Here is a 15,716-nt window from a genome sequence, read left to right as displayed (position 1 = left end):
TCTGGAGAGACCCATGCAGTGGACCTCTGAACAAGCCCCCGCCATCGCGTCGAATGCACGCAAGCTGCTGATCCAGGCCTTCGCCGGCACCGGCAAGACCACCACTCTGGTGGGCTACGCCAGCACCCATGCGGACGTGAAGATGCTCTACCTCTGCTACAACAAGTCGGTCGAGATGGCGGCCAAGAATCGCTTCCCGCGCAACGTCACCTGCAAGACCGCCCACGGCCTGGCCTATGCAGTCTATGGCACCCAGTACCAGCACAAGCAGGCGGGCAACCTGCGCATCACCGAGGTCGCCCGGGTGCTGGATACTCAGGATTGGGAGCTGGCCCGGGACGTGGTCAACACCCTCAACACCTTCATGGCCAGCGCTGACATGGCCCTGGACGGTCGTCACTTCACCCGCTACGACGGCCGCGGCCTGACGCCGCTGCAGGAGCGGCGCATCACCCAGGTCGTGGGGATGGCCATCAGCGTCTGGAAGCGCATGATCGACCGGCAGGACGCCGGCGTGCAGATCACCCACGACGGCTATCTCAAGCTGTACCAGATGAGCCGCCCGGATCTCTCCAACCGCTTCGGCGCGATCCTGCTCGATGAGGGCCAGGACGTGAATCCGGTGATCGCCGACCTGGTGCAGCGGCAGCGCACCATCCAGGTCATGGTCGGCGATCGCCACCAGCAGCTCTACCGCTTCCGTGGAGCCCAGGACGCCCTGAACGCGGCATGGATGGCTGATGCCGAGAAACACTACCTGACCCAGTCATTCCGCTTCGGTCCGGCCGTGGCCCACGTGGCCAACGTCATCCTGTCGTTCAAGGGCGAGACGGTGAAGCTGCAGGGGCTCGGCCAGCGCACCCTGGTAAAGCGATCGCTGCCTGAGGATCTTGCCCATCGGACCTGGCTGCATCGCACGGTCAGCGGCGTGATCGAGAATGCCCTGCGCCTGGAGAAACAGGGTGGCCACCGTATGTTCTGGATTGGCGGCATCGATAGCTACTCGCTGCGCGAGCTCGAGGACCTCTTCCAGTTCAGCCGAGGTCGCAATGACCTGGTGCAGCAGAAGAAGCTCTTGCGCGACTACCGTGACTTCGAGCAGTACCAGGAGATCGCCAAGGCAACCCAGGATCCAGAGATGCAACGCTCGGTGCGGATCATCGAGGCCTACTTCGACCTGCCCAAGCGCATTGAGCAGCTGCGGCGCTGCGCTGCGGCCAGCGAGCTGGATGCCACGGTCACCTTGACGACCGCGCACAAGGCCAAGGGCCTAGAATGGGACTTCGTAGGGCTCTACGATGATTTCAGTGCGGATCCGCTGGCACCGGAGATCGATCGGGCCAGTCGTGACGATGAGCTGAACCTGCTGTACGTGTCGGTGACCCGGGCCATGCAGATCCTGGCAGTGAACTCGCTGGTGATCGACATCATGCAGCGGTACAAGGAGCTGCATGGTGGGCTGACACAAAAAAGCCCACCGTGACGGTAGGCTTTTCGAGGAAAATCAATAGGTTATACGTTTTCAACGCCGAGTTTCATGTTGGAACCTCCAAGCTGTTGGTAGCGGTGACAATCAAGATATACCCCTGCCCCGGCAGTAGCAAGGTGTTTCGATCCGCCATGATCAAGCGGCTGAATCCCTCACCGTCTACGGTTGGCTCCGGGTATTTGCTAGCATTCAAGCCTGTCTCTCGGAAATAAACTTGGCAGTTTCTCCCCCTATACTGAACCAAGCAACCCTTTATATAGCGGGTAAAGTTGACGATAAAGTACGGCTCAACGGATATATCCTGCTGCAATTCATATATCCGCTCAAAACCCACCTTTCTATCAACCTCAGCACTAGTCAACTTAGAAGGCGAAAGCTTTATACTAAACACTCTTTCCTTAGGGTTGTTAGGGTTTTGGGATAGATACTTTTGGTCAGTAAGATCCAATGAAACACCATCAACAACCAAGGATACAAGCTTCATAGCTCCTTCCATGGAGTTTGGCTGACTGATAACGGTGGACTCAAAACGAGGAGAAATTACAACTTCCGTCCTGACCAAATGCCGAACATTTAAGGTTTTCCCATCAGCATCCAAATGAAAGTCATAAGTCACTTCATATTTTTCAAAGTGATGCTCCAGCTCATTATCGAGAAACTTTCCTCTGATAACTTCTGCAGCGTCATGATAAGAGGCAGGGAGGGTATCCTTTAAAAGAGCTCGTGTTAAAACTCCCCACTTTTCTTTTAACAAAGGCAGACTTACAGTCGACCCAGGGCTATAGAACACATCACCAAGACATTTCTGGAAAAACTCTGAGAACTGAGCCGACTTCATAATTACCGCAAAAACGCCGCCACCTAGGATCGCACCACCCACTTTTTGTAGAGCATCGCCTGTCCCTCTTGGAATAAAGACAACACTTTCTATAGCCTCCCCAAATATTGCTCCGGTAAACACCATCAGCAAACCACCAAGGGCCATAAGAAAAGGAACGTTTCTTTTCGCTGGATCTAAAAACGTCTTAGCTAGAAACGCGCGCATACCTATTTCCAGATCAAAAACAATACCTTACAAAACGATTTATTCAGAAAAAACCTCAACCCGACGTCTGGACAAAAAAAACACCCAAACGGGCATTAAAAGCACACCCAGCCTTTAGATAAAATATCACAATAACCACAAATACAAATTGAGATTTTATGTTCTATAAAATTTGGTTTATTAATTTACGGGTCTACCTGCCTAACACAAGAAATCGAATATCTTCGAGCCATTTTGAGAGCGCTACCGAACCGGCGTTTTTCGCGCACCTAAACGTCTTTAACCGGTTATATTTCTCGTCAAATATATCGAGTCGTTAGCAACACCATTAAAACCGAATCTACAGCTAGAAAATCCCTTCCGATCTGCGCTGGCTTTGCCTGATCCGGTCACCCACTGCGCCAGCGATTTGCCGGCGCGGCTTCTGCTTGTGCTTGAGGTACTCGGATCGGCACTGGTCGAACAGCTCGGCCGCAGCTTTCAGCAGAAGCTTGCTCTGCGGCGGAGTGATCCGGTCGAAGTCGAGCATGGCCAGTATGTAGCCTTCGAGCTGCCCGTACAGCTTGGCCAAATGACCCAGGCCCATGATGGCCATGGCATGAGTCAGGTCTCGCCAGCGTTGTTTGGCTTCTTCGGGGAGAAACGCAATGTCGGTCATACGACCTCCCGTGATTTTTCTGATGACAGCATAGCCAAGCGGTTTGTTCGAGGCTTTCGTCGTAACCTCATGAGACCCAGATACGGTTTAGCCTGGTGAGGCTACTGTGGACCACAGGACGATGGCCACCCCATCGAACTGGAGCCGTCCATGTCCCCTGCCCGCTTCGAATACCACACTGAATTCTCCCCCCTCACCTACCGCGTGCAAGAGCGCGGCTGGCTCATGTTCAAGCACGAACAGCAGACCGGCACCCCTGACGTCGCTGCTTTCCTGGCAGATCCAGAACGGCAGGCTCGCCTGCAGGCCCTGGGCGCGGACGGCTGGGAATTGGTCAGCGTGCAGCCGGTGCTGGAAGGCCGCGCTCAGATCGGACAGCAGACCGCCCAGGGCAACCAGGGATGGGGCGTAGGCTACGCGGTGGCCACCGGCTTTCTGCTGTTTTTCAAACGCCTCATCACCTCTACGTAAAGTCAGTAATCAAGCGGGTTTGCAACCTATTTGGGTGCAGTAATGGTTTCCCGCTGACCTCCTTGGTGGCCCTCGGCATCCTGTGCGGCATCAACCCGCTGCCCAGGGCCCCGCTGTGAAACTGTCCCCTCCTCCACGCAAGCTCTTCGTCCGCTTCGGTCTCGTCAGTGGCCTGGTCTTCACGCTCGGACTCACGACGGGCGCCGCTCACGCCGCCGGCACCGCCAGCGAGCAAGCCAACGTCGACGTGATGATCCGCCAGCTCAACGCCGTTGAGGCGGTCGCCAGGCGCAGCGCTGAGTTGCCGAGCGATGGCAGCTCACGCTACCACCTGGATTACAACCGTCTCGCCGCCGACATCGCACGGATCCGCCAGGGCCTACAGGACTACCTGGCTCCAAGCCGTGCCCAGCCGCGCGATGCGGCCGAGCTCTCCGGCCAGTACCAGCGCGAAGGTGCCCAGCCATGAGCATGACCGCCGCGCAGAGCGCTGCCTTTCAGGCGGCCAGCGGCCTTACGCCGGCGGCCAGCAACACCTTCTGGCTATCGGTGGCCATGGCCGTCGTCACCCTCTGGTTCGCCTGGCTTTCCATCAGCCTCTACAAGGGCTGGGCGAATCAGAACCTCAAAGCCGCCGCTGCCAAGGGCGCCCTCATACGTGGGCTGCTCCTCTACTGCGCACTGTCCTGGCTCATTTTGCATTAACCCCTCGAGGAGAAATCCATGCTGTCCCTCAGACACCTGCTCACCCTCGGCGCCCGCGCCGGAACACAAGCCACCCTGGCAAGCGCCGTCCTGCTACCGGCAATCAGCCAAGCTGCCCTTCCTCAAGCCCAAGCCCCCTCGCGAGGCGAAGGGGCTACCTGGCTGGAAACGCTAAAAAACTACGGTTTCGACCTCATTTCTCTGTTTGCGCTAGCCATATGCGCTTTCTGCCTGATCGTCGTCGCCGCTCACGGCATTACCGTCTACCACGAGATCCACGTGGGAAAGAAAACCTGGAAGGACCTGGGCGTGACGATCACCGTCGGCGTGGTCCTCATCGGCCTGGTGATCTTCATCGTCACCAAAGCCACCGGCATCATGTAAGGCAGGGCCGCGCCGATGGACATCACCCAGGACCTGCATGAGGACGGCACCCTTCGCTTCTTGCCGAATCGCCTCAACCTTCAACCCGTCGTCGTCGGCGGCCTGACTACGGACGAGATGTTCGCCACGGTCGGCATCTGTGCTGCATTTGGATTCGCAGTCGGCATCCCGTTTGCGTTTTTCGTCACACCAGCCATGCCGATCTTCTCCGCGCTGGCGTGTGGCGCCCTGGGCCTAGTACTCGCAGGACGGATCCTGCGCCGTTGGAAGCGCGGCCGCCCGGAAACCTGGCTATGGCGCCAAGTCGAGTGGCGCCTCGCGCATTGGGGGCTGGCGGGTCGCCGCCTGGTCATCCGTAGCGGTGCCTGGACCTGCAAGCGGATGGTGGGGCTATGAGCCGCGCGTGGAAGCTGTCCGATTCGCAGCGCGCCCATATCACCACGCTGCGCCTTGCCCTGGGCCTGGTCAGTGGCATCGCGATCTGGAACGGCTACGGCTGGTACAGCGCGCCCAAGGATCTGACCGTGCACGTGCCGCCGGACCTGCGATCTGGAAGCACACGTCCCTGGTGGGAGATCCCTCCCGAGTCGGTCTATTCCTACGCCTTCTACATCTTCCAGCAGATGAATAGCTGGCCAGCTGATGGCGAGAAGAACTACAGCGACAACATCGCCCGCTTGACCCCTTTCATCACCCCTTCGTGCAAGGCCTATCTGGAGGGGGACGAAGCACTCAAGCGCAACAGCGGCGAGCTGCGCAAACGCGTGCGCAACGTCGCCGAGATCCCCGGATCAGGCTACGGCGACGACCCCTCCCGCCGCGTCCAGGTACTCGGCAATAGCGAGTGGACGGTCATGCTTGATGTCGTTGCCAACGAGTACCTGGGTGGCGAGAAGGTCAAGACGGCGCTCACCCGCTACCCGCTACATGTCGTCAGGTCCGACGTCGATCCCGAGAAGAACCCCTGGGGCATGAAGTGGGACTGCTACAGCGGTCAGCCGCAGCGGATCGAGGCCGGCGTCGAAGTCAAAGCTCGAGGTACACCATGACATTCCGCCACTCCCTCCCCCTGGTGCTGGGTGGCCTGCTGCTCAGCAGCCTTGCCCAGGCCATCGAGATCCGCAAATGGGAACGCGTCCCCATGGCCATCCCGCTCGTGGTCGGCCAAGAGCGGATCCTATTCGTTGATGCCAACGTGCGTGTCGGCGTCCCTCCCGCCATCGCTGACAAGCTCAGGGTGCAGAGCACCGGCGGCGCGATCTATCTCCGGGCCAAAGACCCAATCGAGCCCAGCCGGCTGCAGCTGCAGAATGCAGCGACCGGCGAGATCATGCTGATCGACATCGCCGCCACGCCGGCGCAGGAAGGCCAGGCTGCGCTTGAGCCCATCAAGATCGTTCCGGGCGACACCACGCCTACTCGCTACGGCCAAGCCGCTGCAGCGGCTCTAAAATCGACGGTCAAGGCTAGCCGCCAGGCCGAAGAAGATGATGACGAGCCGGCCGCGCCGAAGCGCGAAACGCCGATCCCTGTTGTGCTCACGCGATACGCCGCCCAGATGCTTTATGCGCCGCTGCGCACGGTCGAGCCGGTCGACGGCGTCGCCCAGGTCAAGGTCGATAAGCGCCTGGACCTATCGACGCTGCTGCCAGCGCTGCCGGTTGAGGCCAGTCAACTGGGCGCCTGGCGTCTGGACGATCACTGGGTGACCGCCGTGAAGCTGCGCAACCAGACCGGCCAGCGTCTCGCCTTGGATCCGCGTGAGCTCATGGGCGACTTCGCGACCGCGACCTTCCAGCACCCCTACCTCGGCGCCCGGGGCGATGCCAGCGACACCACCGTGCTCTACCTGGTCACCCGGGATCATGGCCTTGCCCAGTCGCTGCTGCCCAGCCTGAGCGCTGCAGATCCTCGCGTGACCGCGGAGGCCCGTCATGCAGCTCAGAAGTAATCCGCTCCTCAAGTATGCGCTGCTCGGGGTTCTGGTCCTGGTGGTCTATGTCGGCGTGACCCTACTTGGTAAGGGCAAGCCACAAACGCCCGAGCAACCACAATCTGCCCAGCTCACGCCTGAACAGGCCAAGGCGCTGGGGATCGAGGGCGACACGGCCAACGACACCCTGCGTACCATCGTCGTCGAAAGTCGCCAGCTCAAAGAGCAGTTGAACAAGGTCCTGAGGGACAACGAAGAGGCCAAGCGGGAGAACGATGGTCTCAAGGCCCAGCTGAGCAACATCAACACCACGGTCGATAGTCGCGTCCAGGCGGGCATCAACCAGGGCCTTGAGAACCAGCAGAAGCAGACGCAGGGTCTGTTCGATGGTCTGCAGAAGCAGCTCAACACCTTGTCCCAGATGGGCAACCAGACGGGCAGTAGCAACGGCTCTAGCGCCGACATGCCTATCGGACTCGGCATCGCTCCTGGGGAAGGCAATCAGTTCAAGAAAGGAGGCTCGGATCTCGTCTGGATCGAGCCGCAGGATGGCACCGCCGTCGACGCCAATGGCAAGCCCCTTGCTGCCGGCAGCAGCCAGGCCGCCAGCGGCTTCGCCTTCCCGACCGCCTTCGGCGCCGCCGGCCAGAAGACGCTGGATGCGGCCTCAGATGGCGCTCAGCGCGCAGCCGATGGCATGGGCGGTGATGAGCCGTCCCGCAAGAAGGTCCGCAAGGTCTACACCCTGCCACAGAACTCGACGCTTATGGGTTCGGTATCCATGACCGCCCTGGTGGGCCGCGTGCCGGTCGACGGCACAGTTAACGACCCCTACCCCTTCAAGGTCCTGATCGGCCCCGACAACCTGACCGCCAACGGCATCGACCTGCCCGATGTCGCCGGCGCTGTCGTGAGCGGCACGGCCTCGGGCGACTGGACGCTGTCTTGCGTGCGCGGCCAGATCCGCAGCATGACTTTCGTCTTCACCGACGGCACCGTGCGTACCCTGCCGGCGCCGCAGGAGAACGGCGGTCAGCAAAACAACGGCCAGAACAACCAGAACGCCTCCAATGGCCAGCCCGCTGCTGTCCAGGGTGGCATGGGCTGGATCAGCGACCCCTACGGTATCCCCTGCATCGCGGGCGAGCGCCGCAGCAACGCCGCCCAGTACATCGGCTCCCAGGCCCTCATCACCGCCGCCGGCGCCGGCGCCGCCTCACTCATCAAGAACGACGGCACCAGCTCCAGCTACGTCCAGACCCCGAACGGCACCATCGGCACGACCGGCATGTCTGGCAACGAGGCCATGGGCAAGATCCTGAACCAGGGCGTCAGCGACATCTCCACCTGGGTGAACAAGCTCTACGGCCAGGCCTTTGCCGCCGTCTACGTGCAGCCCGGGGCGAAGGTGGCCATCCACCTCGACCAGGAGCTGGCCATCGACTACGAACTCAAAGGCCGCAAGGTCGACTATCGGACAGGAGCTCGCCATGCCTCGGCTGCCCTCGATTAATCGCACACGACTTCAGATAGCGGCTGTACTGGCCCTCTCCCTGCTGGCCAGCGGCTGCGCGGTCGACAAGGAGAAGATGCTCCCCCATGGCGACCAGACCATGATGGACGTCTGGAACGCCGGTACCACCGGTTCGGCCGGCAGCAGCCAGGGTCGCCAACTGGTCGATGCCCGGGCAGAGCTGCGCCGTCCTGTGGACACGAGCCAGGCCCGGCCGCTGGCTGACAACGCCGGCTATTCGCGCACCGCGCAGAACGAGATCTATAGCCAGTTCAAGCGCCTGCCCAATCCGGACCTGGTTATGTACGTCTTCCCGCACCTGGCCGGCTCCGACCCGGCACCCATCCCCGGCTACACCACCGTTTTCCCGCTCTACCAGCGTGTGCAGTACGCCATGCCCGGTGAGCGGGTGGAGAACTACTGATGGGCATCTTCGAACGCCTGCGTGGCAAGAAAACCGCCGACACCTCGACGGCTGAGCCAGATCCTGTGCCTAGCCAGCCAGAGCTTATTGAGCCAGTTGAGGAAGCGGGTCTATCAGCCAGAGCTGAGCCGGCCCTGCATCCCGAATCCATCCGTGCCACCCGCGCTCTCGAAGTCGACGAGGAAGCCGGCTACCAGCGCTACCTGGACCGCCTGAGAGCGCACGGTATCCCTGAGCCAGGTGCCTGGATGACCGGCAAGGAGAAGCCCGCGACGGTCGCTGACATCGCCGGCATGCACCAGGTCAATCCCAGCTTCACCAACCTGCTGCCCTGGGTCGAATACCTGCCCGAGCACCAAGCGATGCTGCTGGAAGACGGCAAGTCGCTGGCCGCCTTCTTCGACCTGGTGCCGATCGGCACCGAGGGCCGCGAAGCCAATTGGCTTCGTCAGGCCCGCGACGCCCTGGAGAACGCCCTGCAGGATGCCTTCGATGAGCTGGAGCAGAGTCCCTGGGTCATCCAGCTCTATGCCCGCGACGAGATCCAGTTCGACGGCTATCTCACGGGGCTGGCCAACTACATCCAGCCGCGCGCCCGCGGCTCCGAATTCACCAAGCTCTATCAGAGCCTGATGAAGCATCACCTGCATGCCATCGCCAAGCCTGGTGGTCTATTCAACGACACGGCCGTATCCCACCTGCCCTGGCGTGGTCAGCATCGGCGCGTCCGGATGGTCGTTTCCCGCCGGAGCATCGGCGACGGTCTGGTCAGGGGGCAGGCGCCCGCTGCTTATCTGGCTAACATCTGCAGCCGACTGACCGGCGCACTGCGCAACGCCGGCGTGACGGCTCATCGTATGGATGAGCGCGCCATTCGCTACTGGCTCCTGCAGTGGTTCAATCCGTGCCCGGATCACCTGGGCACCTCGGCCAAGGACCAGCAGCGGTTCTTCGAGGTGGTCAACAGCGCCTTCGACCAGGATGAGTTGCTGGCCGAAGGCACCATTCCCTTCCTGGCCAGCGGGACCGATTTCTCCCAGTGCTTGATGTACCGCGAGCCCCGCTCGGATGCGCAGAAGGGCCTGTGGTTCTTCGATGGCCAACCTCATCGTGTGGTGATGCTGGATCGGCTGCGCACCGCGCCGAGGACCGGTCACATGACCGGCGAGCGCAACTTTGGTGATGCCCTGCACGCCCTATTCGACGAGATGCCCGAGGACACCGTGCTGGCCATCACGCTGGTGGCCACGCCCCAGGATACGCTCGAAGCCCACCTCAACAACCTGCACAAAAAGGCTGTCGGCGACAACCAGGCCTCTGCCCTCACCCGGGAGGCCATCAAGGACGCCCGTCAGCTGATCGGACGCAAGCACAAGCTCTACCAGGGCAGCGTGGCCTTCTATGTCCGGGGTAAGGACGAGCAGGAGCTGGAGCAGCGCTGCAACGACCTCACCAACACCCTCACCAGCGCCGGCATCGAGCCTGTGCGGCCTGAGGATGAGGTGGCTGCACTGAACAGCTACCTGCGCTGGCTGCCCGGCAACTTCGATCCCAACCAGCCGCGGGCGCTGCAGTGGTACACCCAGCTTATGCTGGTTCAGCATGTCGCCAACCTGGCACCCATCTGGGGCCGCTCAACCGGAACTGGACATCCGGGCATCACTCAATTCAACCGCGGTGGCAGTCCGCTGACCTTCGATCCGCTCAGCAAGCTTGATCGCCAGATGAATGCACACGGCTTCGTCTTCGGTCCTACCGGTGCTGGCAAATCGGCGACGCTCAACAACCTCTTGATCCAGTGGCTGGCCATCTACCGACCGCGCATCTTCGTGGCCGAAGCCGGTAACAGCTTCGGGCTGCTGGCGGACTTTGCCCAGCGTCTCGGCCTGACCGTCCATAAGGTCCGCCTGGTTCCCGGCGCTGGCGTTAGCCTGGCGCCCTTCGCCGACGCCATCCGCCTGGCCGAGGATCCGGCTCACGTGGCCGTGCTCGATGCCGAGGACCTCGACGCCTCAGACGCAGCTAGCAGCCCGAAGCCCGACCTGGAGGACGATCAACGCGACGTGCTCGGCGAGATGGAGATTGTGGCTCGCCTGATGATCACCGGCGGCGAAGAGAAGGAAGACGCACGCATGACACGCGCCGACCGTGCGGCCATCCGGCACGCCATCATCAATGCTGCCAAGGCCTGCTCCAAGGCAGAAAAGACAGTGCTCACCCAGGACGTGCGCGACGCATTGAGCGAAGCTTCACGTGACGAACGCCTGCCAGCGCCGCGACGGGAGCGCCTGCAGGAGATGGCCGAAGCCATGGAGATGTTCTGCATGGGTGCCGACGGCGAGATGTTCAACCGCCCCGGCTCGCCCTGGCCGGAGGCCGACCTAACGGTGGTGGACTTCGCCACCTATGCCCGCGAGGGCTATCAGGCGCAGCTCGGCATCGCCTACATCTCGCTACTGAACTCGATCAACAACATCGCCGAACGTGACCAGTACAAGGGCCGGCCGCTGATCAAGCTGACCGACGAAGGCCACATCATCACCAAGCACCCGCTGCTGCTGCCCTATGCGATGAAGATCACCAAGATGTGGCGAAAGCTCGGCGCCTGGTTCTGGCTGGCGACCCAGAACATCGATGACATCCCGATCTCTGGCGCGCCAATGCTCAACATGATCGAGTGGTGGATCTGCCTGAACATGCCGCCGGATGAAGTCGAGAAGATCTCCAAATTCCGCAATCTGAGTACCGCGCAGAAGGAGCTGATGCTGTCGGCGCGCAAGCAGAGCGGCGCCTATACCGAAGGCGTGGTGCTCTCCAAGTCCATGGAGACGCTCTTCCGCGCGGTACCGCCCAGTCTCTATCTGGCGCTGGCTATGACGGAGCCTGAGGAGAAGGCGGAGCGCGCCCAGCTGATGGAAGAGCTCGGCACCGACGAGCTGGGCGCCGCGCTGGCCGTCGCCGCCCGTTTGGACCGGTTGCGAGGGATCGAACCCTACCCCTTCAAGCTGCCACCGGCTCGAGGAGCCCGGCGATGAGAGTGATGGACCAATTCACCCAGGACCTCATCGACAGCCTGACCGGCTTGCTCCGGCAGCCGCAACTGCCGGAGACGCTGACCGCCCTGCAGATCTGCGCACCTGTGCTGATCAGCAACCTGCAGGCAGTGAAGTCACGCGCGGTGGATCGCCGTGAGATTGAGGTCCAGCTCGATACGGCGCTCAAAGACTGGTTGGCCAAGCACCCTCAGCCGGATGAGGCGCAGCAGGCGCTCCTTGAGGTCCTGCACAGGGAAGTGCTGGGCCGGCAAATCGATCAGCCTTCTGCTCATGAGGCTTTGGCATGATTAGGGGAGCTATATCTCGGCAACCAGCGGCAATGGCTCTCATACTGCTGGCCGTGTTGCTCTATGTCCTATGGCACCTCTTTGGATGGCTCGCAGCAGTAGAGCCACGAGTTACTCCTGAGCCACCGATGTTCATCTATGGGGCTGCCAAAGCCCGCTTCACGCTGATCGAGTACGGCGACCTGGAATGCCCTTACTGCAAAGAAACCTTCCCGCAGGTCAAGCAGCTGATCGATCGGTACGAAGCGCTGAACTGGCAGTGGCATCACCTGCCGCTGCCCATGCACGGCGATGCGGCCCAGTACGAAGCACGGCTGGTCACGTGTGCGGGATGGCTGGGCGGTAATCCGGTGTTCTGGCAGGCGGTCGAAGCGGTCTACCAGCACAGCCGCGGTAACGGTGCCGGCCTGGCAGTCCCGATCGATCAACTGGGCCTGCAACCAGCCGTATCGCTGCAGCACCTGCAGGCGTGCATCCAGGACAATACGACCGTGCGGAGGGTAGTCGCTGAGCAGACCGCAACCGCAGCGCAGAAGCGGATCGATGCCACCCCGACCTTCGAGCTCCGAGACAATCGGTCCGGCCGTACGATCTGGCTTCCAGCTCTGCTGGATGATGCCGGCATGCTATCGGCCATGGACTGGCTAGCGAGTCAGGGAGGTGCGGATGCACAGCAGCGCCGATGACATTCCGCCGTGGCTGGCCAGCCTTTCCGATCGGACCCTACGGCGGCTCAACAGCCGCCTTACACATCTTTTGCGGATGATCGATACCGAGATGCAAGCGCGTGATCACGGTATGTTTCAACCAGAAGAAAGAGCCATCCCAAATCATCATCCTAGTATAGAAGGTGTGAAGCGTCCTTTATAGATGCTCAATCTTTCTTTGTTACTTCGCCTTTTTTTGCTCGCGCGACGAGGTACGAGACCAAACTCAATATATTTAGGCAGTCCAATTCAGAAAAGACTCCCGGTACTAACTTATGGGCAGGCTCGTGCGCAGAAGGGTTTCGAAAACCTTGAGCAATCCCCCTTGATAGCGAGTGATGGCCTGCCTGAATGTTTTTATCTGTTGCAGTCAATCCTGGTGTGATTTTAATCAAAGGATGCTCACCAGCAAACATCCTGTCTGCCGCAGTCGTACCATCAACATCAAGACCGGTCATCTGCCGCAAATAATCAAAATATATCTTTGTTCCTTGATCTGCAGCCATCCCATACATCTTCGCCACATACAAGTCCTTTACATTTTCGCGCAGCACATCATCCAAGTGCCGCCAGTGGAGCATTGGATATTCGGGGATGATTTCGTGCAGCGCCTTAATCACGGGCGTAAATTCTTCCAAAGCTTCTTCTTTGGACAAATGATTGATAACACTCTGCATATGACCCTGCATTTCCGCTGGAAGGGTCTCTATCCACGCGACTGTATCAATACCTGTTTTCTCTTCAAGATCCTTTTCTTTCTTTTCTTTACGAAGCTCTCGCCATTCGTTTTTGACACGATTTATTAGAGAAGAGAGATAGCTTCTTAGAACCACCATATCTGGATGATCCCAATCTACAGACTGCCGATTTGTAGATATAACATCAACATCTAACGTATCGATAAAGTCTACCGATATCCACCCGGTCAAATATTGATAAAAATGACTTGACGTACTATCAGAAAAGTACTCTGGCGCATTTACCAATTTTCCACGCGAAAACAGAGACACGCCACGTAAACCTGAACTCGGTTTTACAGGAGTTTTAGACGTGTACAGAGCCCCAGAAATAGACTGAGAAAAACTCTCGTCATTCTCTGCCAGACTTGCGACATCCCACTCAAACTCTTTATCAAAAGAGCTATACCTTCTTTCAGCACTTATATTTGTTTTCTTGCCATTCTCATCCAGAACAATTTTAAAATCCTCATCAACAATAAATATTTTTGATAAACTGTCTGCTACAGCAGGAACATCAAATGGAGACTGACGCTTCAGATCTGAAAGACTAATAGTTGTTCCATTGGCTTTATCGGTAGCCTTATCTTGCAAATCCCATGCAGGCTGGTAAGTACCTTCAGATGAGAGTAAAGCATCCCAATTCAAAGAGAATCGATTTCTCTTACCATCGTGAATAGTGTCAACTGTAATGACTTTAGCCAATCCGAAGAGAGCCAGCTTACCTAGACCTTTTTTGCCAGTAGCGTAGCGGCCAAATCTTTCGGTCGGCTTGTCCCCATCTTGTGCTCGACGATTCCTACCGATAACCAAAAACTTATCTTGAATATCAGATGATGACATCCCGATGCCATCATCCTTTACGTTAATTGTTTTTTTTGATCCTGCGGTAACAAACTTTAAATTTACATTTTCAGCGTCCGCATCGTACGCATTAGATATCAACTCAGCAAGTGCAGGCGGAAGTGTAGAATACATCTTCACACCCAAATGCTCTATAGTTCTAGGATCAAACCTCATCTCTAAATTTTTTTTCATAACACAACCTCCATATAGATATTATTTGATCCCTTGAAATTAAGCTAAAACCTCAGCCTTCTACGGAAATCAAATGCTCCTTTATCTTATCGGCATGGACCTTGATAAATTTAGGCGGAAGAGCATTTCCGATCATCAGCGCCGCATGATCCCGCCCAGCCGCTAACGAAAAATAATAGTCAGACGGGAATGTTTGAAGTATTGCGGCCTCCCTCAAAGTTATGGCTCTGTCCTGCTCGGGGTGAAGAAAGCGGCCTTTAGACGGGCTAATACACCCACCTGTTATAGTAGGCGAAACCTTTTGCCACGACATTCTCCCATAAACGTCGAGGTAACCTCCCCTACCCTTTAAATGACATGGCAGCCAATACTCTTTGGGAAGATCCTTGCGAGAACCTCCATCTTTAGGTATCAGGGTTATCATAGCCTGAACCTTGTCCGCGCGCTTCGGCATATAATCATGAAGGACGTCATTCGCGCCACCAGGAAGAGGCATAGTCGAAAGATAGTCGCGAACTGTAGAGTGAAATGCCACAGGACTTGGCTCAGATACCTCTCCAAACCGAGACGCGACTAGAATCATTCTTTTTCTACGCTGAGGAACCCCATAGTCTGCTGCATCTTTAACTTGTAGCGAACGCGATGTCACTTTATATCCGAGCTTAATTAGCTCCCTCAATACGAGATGAGCTCTATCATCCACTGCTAGTGCAGGGACGTTTTCCATCATCACAACCTTAGGAAGAAGCTCCTTAACAAATCGTAGATACTCAAAAACCAAATCATTCCTGGAATCCTCTACAGCCGAGGACTTTCTTCTGGTTCTATGGGTGGAGAAGCCTTGACAGGGAGGACAACCAGCAAGCAGATCTAGCTGCCCTCTATTGATCCCGAGATCTCGCATCAAGGCGAGAGGATCAACTGTGGCAATATCTGCTTCAACCAAATAATGACCTGGATAATTTGCCCTATAGGTTTCAGCAGCAACAGGGTTATTCTCGACACCAGCAATCACATCGAACCCAGCGTCTATCAACCCCCTAGATAAGCCACCCGCGCCGCAAAACAAATCAATCGCAGTAAGTTTCATAAGCCTTCATTCACAACGGAAAGTTCATCGAGCAACCCGAAATGCTCTTGACTTGATTCAGCGATCTTTGCTCTCAGCAACATCGACGTAAGATCTCGCATTTTAGCTTGATTCTGCTTGTGTGCAGCAAATGGATGACTGCGATTTTCGTGGCTGTCCAAACCTCTTTTCACCAAGAT

At 58.1% G+C, this 15,716-nt stretch carries 17 protein-coding genes; 13 read left to right on the top strand and 4 right to left on the bottom strand.

Annotation, left to right across the window (positions count from 1 at the left end; genetic code table 11):
* Nucleotides 1-13 precede the first annotated feature (13 nt).
* Nucleotides 14-1,483: a UvrD-helicase domain-containing protein gene (locus CFE50_RS16075; protein WP_286734899.1), complete on the top strand. Its 1,470-nt coding sequence runs from the start codon at nucleotides 14-16 to the stop codon at nucleotides 1,481-1,483.
* 52 nt (nucleotides 1,484-1,535) lie between these two features.
* Here CFE50_RS16075 and CFE50_RS16070 read toward each other — a convergent pair whose 3' ends face one another.
* Nucleotides 1,536-2,534, bottom strand: a complete 999-nt coding sequence (locus CFE50_RS16070) for a hypothetical protein (RefSeq protein ID WP_286734896.1) — start codon at nucleotides 2,532-2,534, stop codon at nucleotides 1,536-1,538.
* Between the two features lie 346 nt (nucleotides 2,535-2,880).
* Complete coding sequence (locus tag CFE50_RS16065) at nucleotides 2,881-3,192, bottom strand: hypothetical protein (RefSeq protein ID WP_286734895.1); 312 nt, start codon at nucleotides 3,190-3,192, stop codon at nucleotides 2,881-2,883.
* Nucleotides 3,193-3,342: 150 nt separating this feature from the next.
* Here CFE50_RS16065 and CFE50_RS16060 point away from each other — a divergent pair, with 150 nt between their 5' ends.
* The 12 genes from CFE50_RS16060 (at nucleotide 3,343) to CFE50_RS16005 (ending at nucleotide 12,651) form a co-directional block, all read left to right on the top strand.
* Nucleotides 3,343-3,663, top strand: a complete 321-nt coding sequence (locus CFE50_RS16060; protein WP_286734892.1) for a DUF4177 domain-containing protein — start codon at nucleotides 3,343-3,345, stop codon at nucleotides 3,661-3,663.
* Nucleotides 3,664-3,835: 172 nt separating this feature from the next.
* Nucleotides 3,836-4,132, top strand: coding sequence for an integrative conjugative element protein, RAQPRD family (locus tag CFE50_RS16055; RefSeq protein ID WP_286734925.1), 297 nt, complete (start codon nucleotides 3,836-3,838; stop codon nucleotides 4,130-4,132).
* Nucleotides 4,129-4,368 carry a TIGR03758 family integrating conjugative element protein gene (locus CFE50_RS16050; protein ID WP_286734890.1) on the top strand — a complete coding sequence of 80 codons (240 nt, stop codon included), beginning with the start codon at nucleotides 4,129-4,131 and terminating at the stop codon, nucleotides 4,366-4,368. The genes CFE50_RS16055 and CFE50_RS16050 overlap by 4 nt, the downstream gene beginning before the upstream one ends.
* An 18-nt stretch (nucleotides 4,369-4,386) precedes the next feature.
* On the top strand, nucleotides 4,387-4,752 hold the full coding sequence (locus CFE50_RS16045) for a TIGR03745 family integrating conjugative element membrane protein (RefSeq protein WP_286734889.1): 366 nt from the start codon (nucleotides 4,387-4,389) through the stop codon (nucleotides 4,750-4,752).
* A 15-nt stretch (nucleotides 4,753-4,767) separates the two neighbouring features.
* Nucleotides 4,768-5,148, top strand: coding sequence for a TIGR03750 family conjugal transfer protein (locus tag CFE50_RS16040; protein WP_286734888.1), 381 nt, complete (start codon nucleotides 4,768-4,770; stop codon nucleotides 5,146-5,148).
* Nucleotides 5,145-5,801 (top strand): PFL_4703 family integrating conjugative element protein, encoded by a 657-nt coding sequence (locus tag CFE50_RS16035; RefSeq protein ID WP_115946576.1) that lies wholly within the window; start codon nucleotides 5,145-5,147, stop codon nucleotides 5,799-5,801. The genes CFE50_RS16040 and CFE50_RS16035 overlap by 4 nt, the downstream gene beginning before the upstream one ends.
* On the top strand, nucleotides 5,798-6,703 hold the full coding sequence (locus CFE50_RS16030; protein WP_286734885.1) for a TIGR03749 family integrating conjugative element protein: 906 nt from the start codon (nucleotides 5,798-5,800) through the stop codon (nucleotides 6,701-6,703). The genes CFE50_RS16035 and CFE50_RS16030 overlap by 4 nt, the downstream gene beginning before the upstream one ends.
* Nucleotides 6,687-8,198 (top strand): TIGR03752 family integrating conjugative element protein, encoded by a 1,512-nt coding sequence (locus tag CFE50_RS16025; RefSeq protein WP_286734883.1) that lies wholly within the window; start codon nucleotides 6,687-6,689, stop codon nucleotides 8,196-8,198. The genes CFE50_RS16030 and CFE50_RS16025 overlap by 17 nt, the downstream gene beginning before the upstream one ends.
* The gene (locus tag CFE50_RS16020) at nucleotides 8,176-8,622 is read left to right on the top strand and encodes a TIGR03751 family conjugal transfer lipoprotein (RefSeq protein ID WP_286734881.1); all 447 of its coding nucleotides are present in this window, start codon (nucleotides 8,176-8,178) and stop codon (nucleotides 8,620-8,622) included. The genes CFE50_RS16025 and CFE50_RS16020 overlap by 23 nt, the downstream gene beginning before the upstream one ends.
* Nucleotides 8,622-11,657: a conjugative transfer ATPase gene (locus tag CFE50_RS16015; protein WP_286734879.1), complete on the top strand. Its 3,036-nt coding sequence runs from the start codon at nucleotides 8,622-8,624 to the stop codon at nucleotides 11,655-11,657. The genes CFE50_RS16020 and CFE50_RS16015 overlap by 1 nt, the downstream gene beginning before the upstream one ends.
* Complete coding sequence (locus CFE50_RS16010) at nucleotides 11,654-11,965, top strand: hypothetical protein (RefSeq protein WP_286734878.1); 312 nt, start codon at nucleotides 11,654-11,656, stop codon at nucleotides 11,963-11,965. The genes CFE50_RS16015 and CFE50_RS16010 overlap by 4 nt, the downstream gene beginning before the upstream one ends.
* A 128-nt stretch (nucleotides 11,966-12,093) precedes the next feature.
* Nucleotides 12,094-12,651, top strand: coding sequence for a DsbA family protein (locus CFE50_RS16005; RefSeq protein WP_286734876.1), 558 nt, complete (start codon nucleotides 12,094-12,096; stop codon nucleotides 12,649-12,651).
* A 188-nt stretch (nucleotides 12,652-12,839) separates the two neighbouring features.
* On the opposite strand, the gene CFE50_RS16000 is transcribed toward CFE50_RS16005, so the two are convergent.
* Both CFE50_RS16000 and CFE50_RS15995 read right to left on the bottom strand, forming a co-directional pair.
* On the bottom strand, nucleotides 12,840-14,447 hold the full coding sequence (locus CFE50_RS16000) for a TIGR02391 family protein (protein WP_286734875.1): 1,608 nt from the start codon (nucleotides 14,445-14,447) through the stop codon (nucleotides 12,840-12,842).
* 52 nt (nucleotides 14,448-14,499) lie between these two features.
* Nucleotides 14,500-15,537: a DNA cytosine methyltransferase gene (locus CFE50_RS15995; protein ID WP_286734873.1), complete on the bottom strand. Its 1,038-nt coding sequence runs from the start codon at nucleotides 15,535-15,537 to the stop codon at nucleotides 14,500-14,502.
* Nucleotides 15,538-15,716 lie beyond the last annotated feature (179 nt).

Source organism: Pseudomonas sp. PGPPP4, assembly GCF_002256045.1.
GTDB classification, from domain to species: Bacteria; Pseudomonadota; Gammaproteobacteria; order Pseudomonadales; family Pseudomonadaceae; genus Chryseomonas; species Chryseomonas oryzihabitans.
Note: the sequence above shows the minus strand (reverse complement) of the source record. Positions and strands in the feature narration are given on the sequence as shown.

Excerpts from the sequence above, each read along its gene's own strand:
- CFE50_RS16030 (WP_286734885.1), top strand. The coding sequence starts at position 5,798 with ATGACATTCCGCCACTCCCTCCCCCTGGTGCTGGGTGGCCTGCTGCTC.
- CFE50_RS16020 (WP_286734881.1), top strand. The coding sequence starts at position 8,176 with ATGCCTCGGCTGCCCTCGATTAATCGCACACGACTTCAGATAGCGGCT.
- CFE50_RS16065 (WP_286734895.1), bottom strand. The coding sequence starts at position 3,192 with ATGACCGACATTGCGTTTCTCCCCGAAGAAGCCAAACAACGCTGGCGA.
- CFE50_RS16025 (WP_286734883.1), top strand. The coding sequence starts at position 6,687 with ATGCAGCTCAGAAGTAATCCGCTCCTCAAGTATGCGCTGCTCGGGGTT.
- CFE50_RS16015 (WP_286734879.1), top strand. The coding sequence starts at position 8,622 with ATGGGCATCTTCGAACGCCTGCGTGGCAAGAAAACCGCCGACACCTCG.
- CFE50_RS16035 (WP_115946576.1), top strand. The coding sequence starts at position 5,145 with ATGAGCCGCGCGTGGAAGCTGTCCGATTCGCAGCGCGCCCATATCACC.
- CFE50_RS16005 (WP_286734876.1), top strand. The coding sequence starts at position 12,094 with ATGTTCATCTATGGGGCTGCCAAAGCCCGCTTCACGCTGATCGAGTAC.
- CFE50_RS16045 (WP_286734889.1), top strand. The coding sequence starts at position 4,387 with ATGCTGTCCCTCAGACACCTGCTCACCCTCGGCGCCCGCGCCGGAACA.
- CFE50_RS15995 (WP_286734873.1), bottom strand. The coding sequence starts at position 15,537 with ATGAAACTTACTGCGATTGATTTGTTTTGCGGCGCGGGTGGCTTATCT.
- CFE50_RS16050 (WP_286734890.1), top strand. The coding sequence starts at position 4,129 with ATGAGCATGACCGCCGCGCAGAGCGCTGCCTTTCAGGCGGCCAGCGGC.
- CFE50_RS16000 (WP_286734875.1), bottom strand. The coding sequence starts at position 14,447 with ATGAAAAAAAATTTAGAGATGAGGTTTGATCCTAGAACTATAGAGCAT.
- CFE50_RS16010 (WP_286734878.1), top strand. The coding sequence starts at position 11,654 with ATGAGAGTGATGGACCAATTCACCCAGGACCTCATCGACAGCCTGACC.
- CFE50_RS16070 (WP_286734896.1), bottom strand. The coding sequence starts at position 2,534 with ATGCGCGCGTTTCTAGCTAAGACGTTTTTAGATCCAGCGAAAAGAAAC.
- CFE50_RS16075 (WP_286734899.1), top strand. The coding sequence starts at position 14 with ATGCAGTGGACCTCTGAACAAGCCCCCGCCATCGCGTCGAATGCACGC.
- CFE50_RS16040 (WP_286734888.1), top strand. The coding sequence starts at position 4,768 with ATGGACATCACCCAGGACCTGCATGAGGACGGCACCCTTCGCTTCTTG.
- CFE50_RS16060 (WP_286734892.1), top strand. The coding sequence starts at position 3,343 with ATGTCCCCTGCCCGCTTCGAATACCACACTGAATTCTCCCCCCTCACC.